Here is a 15454-nt window from a genome sequence, read left to right as displayed (position 1 = left end):
TCTCAATCCGTCCATTCAAGGATCAGATGGGTCTGGGTCGTAACGGCTACGGTTTTCCCGTCGCTACGGGTCATGGTGGTTTGCAGCACATGGGTCGTGCGCCCGCTATGCAGCGGAACGCAGTGCGCGGTCACAACATCGCCAACACGAACACCGCGTAGAAAGTTGGTTTTACTCTCGATTGTGGTGTTCGATTTGCTAGCGGGGATGTTGATGAACGCGCAGGTTCCCGCCGCATTATCGGCCAGCGTCATGATCGCGCCGCCATGCAGCGCACCGTTCCGGTTGGTCAGTTTCTCCGTCACCGGCATCCGGCAAATCACTTCCTCAGGCGTGACGGAGATCAGCTCGATCCCCGTCAGCGCCGAATAGGCCGATTGCGGCGGCATTTGCGTGGCGTCGCGCGGTGTATCCACGCTCACGCTGCACGCTCCGCCAAGGTACGGCGCGCGATGATCAACTGCTGGATCTGGCTGGTGCCCTCGTAAATGCGCAGCAGGCGGACATCGCGGTACAGACGCTCAATCTCATATTCCGCCATGTAGCCCGCACCGCCATGGATTTGCAGGGCACGATCCGCGATACGCCCAACAGCCTCGGTGCAGAAATATTTCGAGCATGACGCCTGTAGGATCGCCTTGCCCTCCTTATCAAAGGTCGCAGCCGTGGCGCGAACCAATGCGCGGGCGGCGTGCAACTCAGCCTGACACTCGGCCAGCAGGCCCTGCACCAGTTGATGCTCACCAATCGGTTTGCCGAACTGCTTACGCTCCAGCGCGTAATCTGTGGCCACGTCCAGAATGCGCTGGCCCTGCCCCACGGCCATGGCGCTTACGTGGATGCGACCACGGTCCAGAACCTTCATCGCGGTGCGGAACCCTTGGTTCAGCTTTTCAGGACCGCCTAGAATTGCGCCCTCGGGAATGCGCACATCGTCAAAGATCACGTCGGATGTTTTGGTACCATGCTGGCCCAGCTTACGGTCCGGCTTGGCCACTGTGATGCCCGGCGTATCGGCGGGAACGATAAAGGCGGTCACGCCGTCGGCGCCCGGCTTGCTAGGGTCCGTGCGGGCGAAAACGGTAAACACATTTGCGCGCGATGCGTTGGTGATGAACCGCTTGGTGCCGTTGATCACAAAGTCAGAACCATCACGACGGGCCGAGGTTTTGATACCCGCCGCATCCGAGCCGTTATCCGGTTCGGTCAGCGCGAACGAGGTCATGATGTCGCCGCTGGCAATACCGTGCAACCAGCGTTCCTTTTGCTCGGGCGTGCCGTCCATCACGATGCCCTGCGCGCCGATGCCGACATTGGTGCCGATCAGCGACCGGAAGGTCAGCGAGGCATAACACAGCGTCTCGATCAGCACGGCCTCCTGGCTGGCGCTAACACCGATTCCGCCGAATTCCTCAGGAGTGGACAGGCCGAACAGACCCATCTCTTTCATCTCCTCGATGATCGACTCAGGAATTTCCTTATCTTCCTCAACCTGCCGTTCCGCAGGGATAAGCCGCTCCTTTGCAAACCGGTCTACTGCGGAAACCAGCTGTGCAAAGACGTCCTCATCTACACCTGTTAGCATTTTCGTAACTCCTCCCCTTGGGGGTGCCATTCGCGGCACCTCTTGCCATGCAATACGCATTCTGTATGTTGAATGCAATTCCACAAGGAAAATCTTATGTCCGACGACATTCGTCAAAAATTTGTCCCCGCCGTGCAAAACGCGACGCGCATCCTGCGGTTTCTGGCCGCGCGCGGGCGACCAATTGGCGCGACCCTGCTGGCTCGAGAGTTGGAGATGAATGTCTCGTCTGCGTTTAATATCCTGCGCACGTTGACGCATGAGGGGCTGGTCAGCTTTGATCCCGCTAGCAAGAATTACCGGCTGGGCATGGGCATCATGGAATATGCCGCCCCGCTAATGGGGGCTAATCCGACCGACCTGATCCGCCCGATGCTCAACGAAATTGCGCAACAGCATGAGGTGATGATCGCCCTGTGGCAGATCACACAAACCGACCGGATCGTACTGATCGACCGCTTCACCACCGAACGGGTTGTGCAGGCCGTTATCGCGCGCAGCAGCCGCCTGCCCGTATTTGGAGGCGGTGTCGGGCGCGTTTACGCCGCCGCCATGAACCTGACCAAGGAAGAAACCCGCATTGGCTATGAAACCGTGCGCTGGCAATCCGCACCGGGTTTCGACGCCTATTGGCAGGATGTTGAGGTCGCCCGCGAAACCGGTACCGCCTTTGATTATGGCGGGCTGTTTCGGGGCTTGGAAATTGTCGCTGCTCTGGCCCGCGATGCTGAGGGTATTCCCCGCATCGGCATGAGCAGCATCACCATCGCAGGCCAGCAGGACAAAGAAAGCCTCGCGGCTGTGGCTGTTTCGCTGAAATCGGCAGCGGATCAAATCGAGCGCGGAATTTTCGGCCGACAGGCAGAACCGTGACCTAGCAAGTAACTGACATGACGGAGGATATATGTCGGACCAACACCCCCTTGACGGGAAAGTCATCCTTGTAACCGGCGCCGGTGGCGGCATCGGTCGTGCTATTGCATTGGAGGCTGCAAAGGCAGGCGCCAGCGTCGTTGTAAACGATCTGGGCGCATCGCTGGATGGCAAGCGTGAGTCGAGCGAAGCCGCCGATAACGTCGTTTCCGAGATTGAGAAGCTGGGCGGCAAGGCCGTCGCAAATGGCGATAGCGTTGCTGATCCAGACGGCGCAAAGGCGATGGTAAAGCAGGCCACAGACTCGTTCGGCAGACTGGACGCCGTCGTCAATAATGCCGGCATCCTGCGCGACTGTTTCTTCCACAAAATGACCTATGAGGATTTCGACGCCGTTGTGAAGGTGCACCTATATGGCAGCTTCAACACCAGCCGCGCCGCCGCCGATGTGTTCCGTCAGCAGGAAAGCGGCAGCCTGATCCACATGACCTCCACCTCCGGCCTGATCGGCAATTTGGCACAGGCGAATTATTCCGCGGCAAAGCTGGGCGTGGCATCGCTGTCCAAATCCATCGCGCTGGACCTTGCGCGCTGGAACGTCCGCTCCAACTGTATCGCGCCCTTTGCGTGGAGCCGCATGACCTCCTCGATCAAGGTGGACAGCCCCGAGCAGGAGGAGCGCGTCAACCGGATGAAGGAAATGGTGCCTGAGAAGATCGCCCCGCTGGCGCTGCACCTCGCATCGGATGAAGGCGCTGATATCACCGGACAAATCTTTGCCGTGCGCAATAACGAGATGTTCCTGATGTCGCAGCCCCGTCCGGTTCGGTCGGTTCATCACGGCGATGGCTGGGATATTGAGAGCGTACGCAAGCAAGCAATTCCTGCCCTGCGCCCCAGCTTCCAACCACTGGATGTTTCGGGCGATGTATTCTGCTGGGACCCTGTCTAATCGCAATTCGAGCGGGGCAACTGCCCCGCTCTTCCCCCGCCCCCATGGTGGCAATGCTATTCCAGCAATGCCTCCAATTCCTCACGCGTCATCTTCCAAACAGTATCCAGATCACCGACCCCCTCATTCACAGCCTGAACATCCTGACGCTTACAAGCTGCTTCAACGATGGAAAGATGCTGCTGCATCACTGTGGCACCAAAGGTAGCGGCGGCACCGGCCAGTTTGTGAACCTCACCTTGCACTTCGGGTAAATCCGACTCCACCGTCGGACGGGGTATGGATTGTAGAGTACGCACCGCCTCATCTGTCAGGTTGGCGAAGGCCGCACGAAAACGTTGCTCACCCAATAGCTCGATCAACTCGCCGCAAGTCTCAGAATTGATGTAGGTACCATCATCACTCTCCTCCCCCCATGCGTCATCCTCTCCCTCTATGGGGATCGGGGTATTCGCGTGATTTGCCAGCATCTCGGTCACGCATGCGATCGTAATCGGCTTGATCATACAGTCCTGCATGCCGATCTCGCGAAAACGTGCCATTTCCTCAGGCAACGCATGTGCGGTCAGGCCGACAATCGGAGTGTCGCGGGATTGCCCGCTCGACTCACGAATTTTGATTGTTGCGGTAACGCCATCCATCACCGGCATACTGATATCCATCAGAATGATATCGAAATGCTGATTTTCGGCAGCTTCGACACCCATTAGACCATTTCCTGCCTCCGTCACCTCATGACCTAGACCGACAAGCATCTCACGCGCGACGAAGCTGTTGATGGCATTATCCTCAACCAGCAACACCGATAGCGGCGCGATATGTTCATAAACGCTGTCAGTATCAGGCTGTGAATCTGGCTTTTCCTCGGGTTTTTCACCGCGAACCAGCGGAATTCTAAACCAGAACGAACTGCCAGACCCGAAATCGCTCTCCACACCGATGCTGCCGCCCATAGCGGTTGCCATGCGTTTGCTGATGCCAAGGCCCAGCCCGGTGCCGTCCGAGCGGCGGCTATAGGACGTGTCGATGGTAACAAAGTCATCGAAAACTTCGCCCAACTTGTCGCTGGCAATGCCGATTCCGGTGTCATTCACACGAAACTCGACCATCGGGCCGTCCTCGGTTGCGATCTCCTGCACGCCGACCTGCACCGATCCGTTCGAGGTGAACTTGATCGCGTTCCCGACCAGATTCAGTAGGGTTTGACTGACCCGAAAGCGATCAGCGACCATATAGACCGAGTGATCCAAACCAGCCTCGACCCTGATTTCATTACCCCGCGCGCTCGCATTTGCACGGTTCGCGTCCACAACTTCATCGGCCAATGTGGCGGGTGAAAACACGTCATTGGTCAGCTGCAACTTGCTGGCATGAACCTTTGAGATATCCAGCACGTCGTTGATATGCCGCATCAGGAAGCTGCCCGAAGTCTGGGCGGCCTGTACATAAGCCCGCTGTTTTTTATCAATATCGGTGTTTGCCAGCAGTTCCAGCGTGCCCATGATTCCATTGAGCGGTGTGCGCATCTCATGGCTCATCACGGCGAGGAAGGTCGACTTCGCCTTATCCGCCGCCAATGCGTCATCGCGGGCGGCGGTCAACTCCTCCTGCACACGCAGACGTTCGGTGATTTCACGTACAAAGGCGACAAAGATCGTGCCGTGTGGCCCCTCAGCCGAGGCGACCGACATTTCGACCGGCAATTCACTACCATCCTTGCGCATGCCCTGTAGGACCACCAATCCGGTATCGAGAATGGTCTTTTCACCGGTCCGAATAAACCGGGTCAAGCCCAAGCTATGCGCATTGCGAAACCGCTCAGGTATGATGGCATCTGCAACGGGAAGGCCAATTGCCTCTTCATGTGTATATCCGAATATCTCCGTGGCAGCGCCGTTGAAATCAATAATCAGGCCCCTGTTATCCACCACGATAATGGCATCCAACGATGTTCGGATCACCGCCCTCAAACGCATATTCGTTAATTTGCGCTTTTGTCCCTCACGCTCTGACACACCGAACTGGCGGAACAAGATGGCCAGCACTGCGGCCAATGCAATGATCATGCTGACCAGCATTGTGCTGGTACGGGTCAACAGCGCCGACAACTTCTCACGTTGCAGCGTCGATTGCTGCGCAAAGGCGCTTACACCATATACAGCCAACTGCCGCAGGGTCGTGCGCAGGAGCGATGCCTCGGCAATTAGATCATCGGTTCTGGCGAGCAACACAGCGTCAGGCGCATCAATGACCGGAATTTTCTCATCGAGAAAGGTACGCACATCGTCTAGCCGATCCGCGACATTGCTGTCGTCACGTACCGTATTAAACGTCTCCCCCTCGGTTACGGACTGAACGCGGCTGTAGAAAAGGTCAAATTTATGCCGGATCGCAGCCGCCGAAGCGACAGGGTCCGTGTCGCCAGATTGCTCCAAGGCGAGTTGTAAGTTGAGGAGATCCACCTCCAACTGTGGCAGGTTCCACTCAATATTATCGCTGGAGGCCGTCCGCAGCGCACGCAATTCATCGTTCACCTGCGATCCCAAGACCGCCAATACAGCCGCACCGCTTAGCAGCAAGCCCAACAAAACTGTAATAGCCAACCATCTTGCCATCATACACCTCTAGCCAACACACCAATCAGATCGAGCTATTCAGCTACGTCAAGTCTGACGAAGTTCCAGAACTACGCCATGGCATCACATGATTATGCATAAATTCATTTCTGGCACGTGAATTAACGACTGATGAAGACAGCGCTTTGGGCCGATGGGCACGCATGTTAATAGGCCTGAGCAATCACAATACCTGCGATCCAAACATCAGCCGGTGGTATTTTACGCCCGTTCATCTTGCGCATTGCTCCTCGCTGCCGCGATTAAAAACGTGAATGCGTTTGCGGTTATCATGACATTGGAACCAGATGTCAGGGCCGCGCTGGAATTGCATTCGACCTGAACCTTACCGTGAAGCCGCCCTATCCACACGATATAACAAGGGTAAAATTATATACTTTCGGATAGGATTTGTTTCTGCCATGGTTTTCTTGCCGTTTTATGAGAAAAATCAACAGACAAATGTCGTTTGTACATTCTTGAGAAATAGCGCTGAATGGGTCCAGTAGAACCTGTGCGTGTAGAGGTAGGGAGAAATATAAATGAGGATTCTCGTCGCGGACGATCACGATCTGGTACGTGAAACGATCGCAGCCTATCTCGAAAAAGATAACAGCATGACTGTTCGTCAGGCCTCCAGCCTTGATGAAGCACTGGACGCGATCAAGAACGAAGAGGGCTTTGCGCTGGTCTTACTGGACTATGCGATGCCCGGCATGAACGGCCTAGCGGGTCTGGACGCCGCCTTGCGCGCCAGTGATGGACGCCCTGTCGCCATGATCTCCGGTTCTGCCAACAAGGCGATTGCCGAACAGGCCCTGCAACAGGGTGCCGCCGGTTTCCTACCCAAAACGGTCGCGGCAAAGTCGATGATTAACGCTGTAAAATTTATGGCGATGGGCGAAATATACGCTCCGCTTGATTTCATGACCCAGCAGGAAACCGACAACCCAGCCACCAGCCATCTGTCCGAACGGGAGAAGCAAGTGCTCAAGGGCATCGCTGAGGGTAAGTCGAACAAAGAGATCGCGCGCGATCACGACTTGCAGGAGGTAACGGTCAAGCTGCACGTAAAAACCCTGTACAGAAAACTACAGGCGAAAAACCGCACACATGCCGCAATGATCGCCCGCGATCAAAACATGTTGTGACGCCTATAAGTCGCCGTGCGTATCAGCAAACCACCTGAATACACCCCGTGTATATCGTGGCTAGCCGAAAGGGTATTCTCGTATCCACTCTAACGTAAGGCTGTCCTTTCTCGTCGCAGTTTGCACAACCGACACCTGACAAATTGAGCTTCGAAGCAGTGCATGTCCGCCACTGCAACACGAGGTTCTTTCCATGTTTGGTACAAAGATTTTGCCGGCGATTCCCCTGGTCGCTGCGCTTGCTTTGCCGACACAGTCGGCATCGGCAAAAGAACTGTCTTTCCTATCCAGCACGCAACAAAACGCTGATGCTGTCGAAACGGTAGATGAACGGTTCTATCAACTTCGCACGAATGCAGGTGATCACATGCTGGCCTTGGCCCATGTGGATGACATGCTGCACATGATCAATCCGGTCTTTGCTGATGATACCAGCTCCGCCGAGTTGAAGTCATTGATCGCATTGGCAGAGGCAGGCCCGCAGGGCTATGACGCCGTACAATTGGCCGCACGCATATTGCCGCCGCGCCGCCCGACTGAAATGACGCTTGGTGAAATTCTGGATTGGGTCGATGCGACCCCCGGTCAGCACCACGCCATTGGGCGCTATCAGATCATACCGAACACCCTGCGCGAATTGATGCGCCGTGGTGGCTTGCCCCGCAGCGCGCGTTTCTCGCCATCGATGCAGGATGATCTAGCAGACATTCTGCTGCGGGATGCCGGCTATAGCAGCTTTGCCCGCGGTGAGATGTCCCGCGTGCAATTCATGAACAACCTCGCCCTGATTTGGGCAGGTCTGCCGACGAGCACCGGATTATCCGCCTATCATGGTTATGCAGGCAACGCCGCCTCGATCACGTGGCCGGTTTACGAACAGCGAATGACCGCGATCTTCAGGTAACCCCCTTAGCCTGGTTCGCGTCCTCGCCATTGGCGAGCGCGGTGCCTGCCTGCGAGTTTGTTCCTCATGGGCTTTTGGGCAGGCACCAAGATCACACTACCCCAAGGAATAGCAAATCTATCCATACGCCGAATAAGTACACGAATACCCCGCTAGATACCCAACCGCTGTCTGCATTTCACCTCGAAACAACGTAATATGCTTTCAACAACAAGACGCTACGGATCAACGCCAAACAGGCCGATATCCGCCTCGGAAACAAGAAGGCGACGGAGTGATGATGTGCTCAATATCGACAAATATCACGCCCCGAGCCCCATCAATCGCGCCGTTTCCACAGGTTAGATCACGCCCTGCCCCGACTATCCAACTGACACAGCCGCATGTTTCCGCGGCCCCCATTCAGGATAATGCAGATGATACAACAATGCGCCGCATGTACACTGTCACCGCTGGCTCACCCCACCTTCACAACAATGGCCTGCTTGATTGCAACGCTGATCACCAGCATCCAGATCGGCTGAGCCCACAGAGCACTCCTTATAGAAACAACGGAACGCCACTGGACATCAGTAGCGAAACGCTGGCCTGCCCGGTTATGACCGGCAATCACGGTCCCAGTGCGTTCCAGACCTTGGCGGCATCGAACTATCGGATTGAGCTGGACACCACCGATAGGAACATACCGCCGAGCTTCGCCATCGGCACTGCTATCCCAATTTCGGGGAAGGCTATCGCCGATGGCGTCGAGCTAATTTCGATACCGTCGACCATCGCTGCGTAGAGACGCACACAAAACACTGTCCACATGCTTACGGCGCAACCCAGGTTGCGCCGTAACTGTTTTAGTCGATTAGAACAGCTCTATCCTGCGCCTGTGGTGGTGAAATTAGGCACATAGCCCCAGTCGCCCCAGCTGCATTCACACGATCCCCACACCGATTTCCGCGCATACAGCGCCACAACGGCAACACGCTGGGGCTGGTGGGCCATTTGCGGGCCGTCATTGGGAATGGGTCAAGCGGCAGGTATCTTTGCGAGGAGCGCCCTGCCACGCCTGCGGAGGTTCAACACAGCCGTAGCACCTGCGGTCTCCGCAGCTTCCTGAAAGCAGTCCACAAAAAAAGACGGCCGGGCGTGGGGCCCGGCCGCAAGCGGAGGATTGCTTCGCAATAATATCATTCACGCCAGTCAGGGATGAGAGCTGGTCGCCAATGAGCATCCGTAGGCTCGCTAACCCCTCCCCCCAGACGACTTAAGGGATCTGAGGAAAGGGGTGTTGCTAGTCAGACCAAGTATGGGGAGAGGCCTGATGTACCACGGGCACCATCAATGATGACCGCACGACCGTTGCCATGACATCCAATAAGTCCACCCGAAACGCACACACGGTTAGCAATGCAAACAACCTCAAACACTTGACTGTTACTCCTACACATTTGCACTGCGTACATAGAAACTCAGGGGCAGCTTAAGAAAGCTTGGCTTCAGTAATAGCAATATGCCTCAATCATTATGCGCAATCATTAGCGCAAAGGGATAGCTCGCGGCACATTTGGCCCGTGACCCAGGCAATTCGGATAGAAAAAGAGCGCTGCCAATCGCAACGCTCCACCCAAAATTTCATCAATGATTGTAGCCATTAAGGCAGCAGCGGCGTGGAGATGCCCCTCCGCGCCGCTGCTGCCGTCACTCACCCAGGAAAGAGTCCAGCCGATCCCAGAGAGAGTGATCAAGAACAATCCGCAATCGAAGATACAGACCGTCCTGATAGAATGGGCTGCTATCTGGCAGCTCGCCCATGGAGTGGTTGTAGCCAAAGGACAGCATGGTCCCCTCGCTCATTACATAGCTTAGCTGGATACCTGCCGCATTGGTGCGCGCGCCCTGATTATCCCAGATCTGCATCAGGTTCAGGCCAGCCTCCCAACGATTATTATCGAAGTCCCACGTCAGGCCGCCCTGCACCAGTTGGGTCAGCACATCGGTATCGATGCCATTGGCACCCTCTGTGGACAGGTTGGTCAACTGGCCCGCATATTTACCATTGAGGCGCAAATCCTGATCCACCTCATAGGTGCCTGCGATCGACCACATATGGGTGTCGCTGCGGGTATCACTTTGGTCCAACTGGTGCTCGTACCACGCCAGCATGTCCAAGCGGGCATCCTCAACCGGACGATAGGCTAGACCGATACGTGCCCGGTGGCGCAGATGATCGGGGCCATCGCCACGTTTATCCAATGCCAGGCGCGACCGGCCCAGGAAGGTCAGATCGTCATTGATCTGATAGGCCGTGCCCAAATTCGTGTAGAAGGTCGAGCCCTCCTCCTCGAATGTCTGGTCCAGATCGGCCTCGACAATCCACTCACCCTCTGGTGCCTCCCATGTGGTGCCCAGCGCGAGAGAGGTCAGGCGACTGCCGTTTCCGTCCAGAGGCTCGGTATGCTCAAGGCTAACGCCCAGGCTCCACTGTTCCGTCAGATCCCAGTCACCTCGCATGCCCTGAACTAGGTTGGAGCTGTCCAGATTATCGCCATTCGCGCTGAACTCGGTACGCCCACGGACGCCGTCAGCCATCTGGTATTCCATGCCCATTTGCAGGCGGGTGATCTTGTCCACTTCGCCCTCACGATCAAGACCGAAATCAACCTGACCAAGAGCAGTCCAACCGGGACGCACCTCATAGCTAACGTCAAAGCTCAACTCGCCGGATTCATCACCAATGATCGTTTGCTCAAGGTCGATACCCAGCGCAAGCCCCGGGTGATCCTGCGGGCGAACATCAACACCCAGCAAAAGCTGCATGGAGGTCGGATCCGAAGCCTCGAAATCATGCTGTACACCAACACCGATGCGGCTGGTCAGTTGCTCGTTTAGGCGGCGTGTGTAGACGAGATCAGCCTCGGCAAGCTCCGTACTTGCGACATGATCCGCGATATAGCGGGCAGACAGGCGCAAATCGGCATCAGCACCCATTTGGCCGGTAAAATCGACACGCACCTCATCTGCACCGGCACGCGTGGACGACCCTGTCGGGTTGAAGTCGGTGCCTGTTGTGCTTGCCTCGATTTCCAGACGGGTTGCGTCCCCCTCATGCACGAACTCGATACGCGCAGCATTGCCGGTATTACCGTCAGAATCCTCGGCCTGTGCGATTTCGAACAGCAGGCTGTTCTCCTCGCTCAGTTCACGACGGATATAGGCGGCGTAAATCCGCTCACGCTCCGCCATGCCGCTATCCGCATCTGCATGAACAACGCGCGCACCGATGGTGGTGGTTTCGCTTAGCTCGACGTTCACCTCACCGCCATACAACCAATACGCCTCGGCGCCGTCTTCCTCGACCTCATAGGTCACGCGGATCGAGATTGGATTGCCGTCAGTATCCGTCTGGTTAACCGGCGTGTTAAAGATCAACGCATCGCGGAAGAAGTCGAGAACGTAGTCATTGCCGCGACGCTGCGCATATTCAGTGATGATCTCACCGGTATCCTCGTCACGAACCAGGATGTCTACGCGCTCGCTGCCCTCAACATAAGTGCCAAGATCCACGTCATAGGGACCGGAGACACCGCGTGCGGCAACCTCAACCACGCGCTGTGTCGATGTGGTGCGGGCGGCAAAGATCGTGATCGAAACGCCGTCCTCCTGCCAATGCGCCTTACCACCTGTGGTAACGCGGCTGTACCCGCCCAGCTCGAAGGCATCGGATTCAGCCTCGATTGCGATATCACCGTACAGAACGTAGGAGTCGCCCTTTTCGATCTTTACGAACAGGCTGCTGGAGGATTGCGCGTCAAAGCCACGCTCGGAGTTATCGCCGTAGACGGGGTAGTACTCATCCCCCCGAATATCACGGAACAGGCGGTCCTCTGTATCACGGTCGGAGCTGTAGCTGAGTGTCAGCAGAGCATCGCCGCGAATGCGACCCTTCAGATAAACCTCGCCACGCAGACCGGTGGCTGTTTCCTCAAAGGGGCTGATCCGCGATTCCTCGATCAGGTCACCACGACCGTTCAGTGCAACGGCGCCCTCGATGATACCGACGAGGATACGCTCATCAAGGTTTGGCGTGAACACGATCTCCGTCTCTGCACCACCAAAGCTGCTCTCAACCGAGATAACCTCAGGACCCGTGTTTTGTGGTGGGATCAGGTCGAATGTCGCCTCACCATTGTCGATATAGGCCTGAACGCCGGGCTGATTTGGGCGAATATCGGTAACGTCCCACAATCCGGCCTGCGCACGCAGGGTTACAGTCGCGGAAGCCTCAACCGGAGTGCCAGCGCCATCCAGAATACGCACGACAACGGGGATACGGTTGCCGGGGATCGCAGCAGCCTCAGCCGGTGCAACAATGTCCAGACGCTCAGGATCACCTGGCGCGAAGATCGTAATCTCCTCACGCATACGCTCATTCCCGAAGGGGCCGATACCGGTCAGGACGATAGAGTTCTCGCCAGCTTGCAGATCCATGGCGATGAACTCGATGGCCTGAATGTTGCCACGCTCCCATGTGGTCAGCTCACCAATGCTGGCCGAAGATGCAGCGGTGTCATTAATGCTCAGATACAGGGTCAGGTCAGCCGGACCCTTTACGCGAATATTCGTCGTGCGACGCAAAACCGTATCGCCATCCTCCAGCCCCATGAAGCCAGCCTCTGGATCAAGGGTTTTGATAATTGACTCCAGCGTCTGACGCTCCTGCGCTGTTTCGATAGCAACCTCGGCCAGATCAGCGGCTGGTGTCGCACCTGCTTGCGGCGCGCCGCGCAGGATTTGCGTGGTTGTACCCGAACCGGATTCAGTGCGGATGCTGCGACGATCACCGGTGGAGGCATCCATAGGCAGATCGGACAGGAACTGGCTGGCAGTTTGCGCACGCTCGGCAAAGGCAGCGATCCGTGCGTTTACATCCTCAACCGCGGTTGGTGCGCAGCTATCCAATGCGAAATTCTCGGTGCGAACCTCACCATTGGTCAGGGCAACCATACGTGTCCCGCCCCGCAACATATCCGCCGCGCGTGTCACACGCACCTCTGCATCGATCGGCAGGGTATCGGGCAGAATGCTCAAGACATGGCTAACGGGGCTCAACCCGAACAGCGAGAACTGACCATCCGCATCAGTTACAACAAACAGGCCGGTTTGCGTTGCCAGCTTTACACCGGGCACGCCCAATTCCTCCGGCCCGTCGCGCAGACCGTTTTCGTTACAATCCAGGAAAACTGCGCCAAGGATCGTGCCCTCATCCGCGAAGACGCCACCGGTATTGTCCAGATTGACGTAGTTTGTAGCGGTGTTAGACGCGCGATATGTGCCTGTACCAGCCTGATTGCCGTCCAGAATAGCTGTGTTGTAGTTCCGGCCAGTGCCAGCCAGCGCTGTGAAGCGCAGCACGTAGGTCAGGACGTTACTTTCCGCCACTGTCATCGTGTCGAGGTCAAAGCGCAGATCGCCGGATGCATCAACGGTTGGATCCGCCAACACCTGACCATCCAGACGCACGGTGCCGGAGACAAGCTCGGTACCGAATGGCGGCCGGTCCAGTATCTCCGCCCCGATCAGGGCCTGATCCATATTGTTGGTCGCAGTGACAGTGTAGGTCACAAACTCACCAGCGCGAACGCGGGTTGTATCGGCGGTTTTCTCCAAGGACAGCGGCACGCCATAAAACGGATCAACCGGCAGATCGGCACGGTGAACGAGACCGCCGGAATGTGAGAAAACACCGCCAAAGGAAATCGATGTCGCAACATTCCGGTCCATGCCGACAAAGGTCGGACGCACGGACGGGAACGTGAAGGTGGCGGACGGAACCACCTCGTAGCTGTAATTACCTGCAACCAGCGATCCGGGGGCGAAGAAACCCTCGGAGTCGGTTTCCACGGTTTGCACAACTGTACCGCTGGCATCAAGAATTTGAACCGTTGCGTCGGTGATCGGCGCATTGGTCACGCTGTTGAAAACGAAGTTGCCCGGATTGACCAGCAACGCATCCTCAGCCACCTGCCCATCACACTGGATCGACGCGCTAAGCGTATCGCCGTTCACACTTGCCAGAACGCCGTCGCCCGAAACTGGGGTGTCCATCTGCGCCAACGGCAGGTCAGTGGTGTTGAAGATACCAGTATTCGCGCCGGTCTCACGTGCGATGATAACCTCACTGTCACCAGTGATCCGGCTGACAACCGTCACATCAACCGTGTCAATTCCATTGGAAATGTTACATGCACCGGAGATCAGTTGCAGTGACGTATCGGCGCCCAGTTCACCATAGCTGGTGAACGCACCCGTCGTGGGATCGGTGAAATCCAGGCTGATTGCATCATCCGCCTCACGACGCAGAACGATCTCGTTGGAGTTCAACGTGGCAGTGCCCGCGACTTCCTCAAGATATGTATCCGCGATGTTTGAAATGGAAACGGTGCCCAGTGCCTCTGGCAGCAAAACGCTGAAGGTCAGGTCAGAGGACCGGCCAACCGCGTAATCACGGTCCAGATAGAACGCAACGGCATCAATATCAGCCAGTTCAGTCGGCTCTACTGTGACATACTCCTGCGTCGGCGCGCCACGCAGGTGATATAGCGGGGTCAGGCCGGCATCGGCCTCAAAGGCCACAAACGATGTATTCAACGGGATCGCATCCCGAACCAGAATGCCGCTGACCGCCGCGCCATCAATGCGCAGGGTGTCGCCGTCAATCTCATCATAGGTAACGATGTCGAACTCAGAGTTGTTTCGCAAATTCAGAGTGAAGGACAGTTCATCGCCGTCGGCAACAGTGCGGCGAACCACCGACTTTTGCAGCTCCAGACCACCCACAACGATATCAACCAGCGCGGCCGGGCTGATCGCGTCAATCGGGGTGGCAGCAGCGGACGTGCTGCGGGCTGTCGTCATCAGGAATGTTGTTGCGGTCTCTGCCGGATCTGCAAAGGCAGTCACGTCAAAGGAGTAGATCAGAAAGGCGCTCTCACCCTGATCCAGGACCAGTTCGTCAGTGGCGCTTAACGCAGGCTCACCTGCATCGGCGACACCATTGCCGTTCATGTCCCAGATCAACAGGGGGTTTTGAAGCAACCCTGCCTCATTACCGGTATCAAGTTCAGCCGCAAAGGCGATCTCGACGTTGCCGGTATTGCGGACCTCGAAATGATGTTGGTCACGGGCGCCGCGCGACAGACGAAGGTAGGAATTGCTCACCACCTCCATCGCGGGGACTTCTGCAACGAGAGCAGAGACTTGATTGGAATAAACAGTCTCAAAAATACCAAGGTCTGCGTTGTAATAGCGAGCTTCTGCGACGTTGACGATGCTCATACCGGCTGGAGCGGGAGCTGCGTTCAAATCGGCTGTAAAGGCGGGAAA

The 15454-nt window shown here is 56.6% G+C and carries 9 protein-coding genes; 5 read left to right on the top strand and 4 right to left on the bottom strand.

Annotated features, from left to right (window positions below):
- Positions 1 to 2: 2 nt before the first annotated feature.
- Together CR254_RS10980 and CR254_RS10975 are read right to left on the bottom strand one after the other, a co-directional pair.
- Complete coding sequence (locus CR254_RS10980) at positions 3 to 422, bottom strand: PaaI family thioesterase (protein ID WP_245851583.1); 420 nt, start codon at positions 420 to 422, stop codon at positions 3 to 5.
- Positions 419 to 1585 (bottom strand): acyl-CoA dehydrogenase family protein, encoded by a 1167-nt coding sequence (locus tag CR254_RS10975; protein WP_097929920.1) that lies wholly within the window; start codon positions 1583 to 1585, stop codon positions 419 to 421. Before CR254_RS10975 ends, CR254_RS10980 begins: the two co-directional genes overlap by 4 nt.
- 96 nt (positions 1586 to 1681) lie before the next feature.
- On the opposite strand from CR254_RS10975, the gene CR254_RS10970 reads away from it, so the two are divergent.
- Together CR254_RS10970 and CR254_RS10965 are read left to right on the top strand one after the other, a co-directional pair.
- The gene (locus CR254_RS10970; RefSeq protein ID WP_180955973.1) at positions 1682 to 2458 is read left to right on the top strand and encodes an IclR family transcriptional regulator; all 777 of its coding nucleotides are present in this window, start codon (positions 1682 to 1684) and stop codon (positions 2456 to 2458) included.
- Between the two features lie 31 nt (positions 2459 to 2489).
- On the top strand, positions 2490 to 3410 hold the full coding sequence (locus tag CR254_RS10965; RefSeq protein WP_097929916.1) for an SDR family NAD(P)-dependent oxidoreductase: 921 nt from the start codon (positions 2490 to 2492) through the stop codon (positions 3408 to 3410).
- A 56-nt stretch (positions 3411 to 3466) separates the two neighbouring features.
- Here the strand turns inward: CR254_RS10965 and CR254_RS10960 are convergent, their stop codons facing one another.
- The gene (locus tag CR254_RS10960) at positions 3467 to 6013 is read right to left on the bottom strand and encodes a hybrid sensor histidine kinase/response regulator (RefSeq protein ID WP_180955972.1); all 2547 of its coding nucleotides are present in this window, start codon (positions 6011 to 6013) and stop codon (positions 3467 to 3469) included.
- A 554-nt stretch (positions 6014 to 6567) separates the two neighbouring features.
- Here CR254_RS10960 and CR254_RS10950 point away from each other — a divergent pair.
- From CR254_RS10950 to CR254_RS17905, 3 genes are all read left to right on the top strand, one after another.
- Entirely contained in the window at positions 6568 to 7176 is a 609-nt protein-coding gene (locus tag CR254_RS10950) for a response regulator transcription factor (protein ID WP_097929913.1), read from the top strand.
- 193 nt (positions 7177 to 7369) lie between these two features.
- Positions 7370 to 8080 (top strand): lysozyme family protein, encoded by a 711-nt coding sequence (locus CR254_RS10945; protein ID WP_097929912.1) that lies wholly within the window; start codon positions 7370 to 7372, stop codon positions 8078 to 8080.
- A gap of 427 nt (positions 8081 to 8507) precedes the next feature.
- Positions 8508 to 8864 carry a hypothetical protein gene (locus tag CR254_RS17905; RefSeq protein WP_145996738.1) on the top strand — a complete coding sequence of 119 codons (357 nt, stop codon included), beginning with the start codon at positions 8508 to 8510 and terminating at the stop codon, positions 8862 to 8864.
- Between the two features lie 905 nt (positions 8865 to 9769).
- Here the strand turns inward: CR254_RS17905 and CR254_RS10935 are convergent.
- A complete protein-coding gene (locus CR254_RS10935; RefSeq protein WP_180955971.1) occupies positions 9770 to 15289 on the bottom strand; it encodes a DUF11 domain-containing protein in 5520 nt (1839 codons plus the stop codon).
- Positions 15290 to 15454 lie beyond the last annotated feature (165 nt).

Source organism: Pontivivens marinum (genome assembly GCF_900231835.1).
Classification (GTDB): Bacteria; Pseudomonadota; Alphaproteobacteria; order Rhodobacterales; family Rhodobacteraceae; genus Pontivivens; species Pontivivens marinum.
Note: the sequence above shows the minus strand (reverse complement) of the source record. Positions and strands in the feature narration are given on the sequence as shown.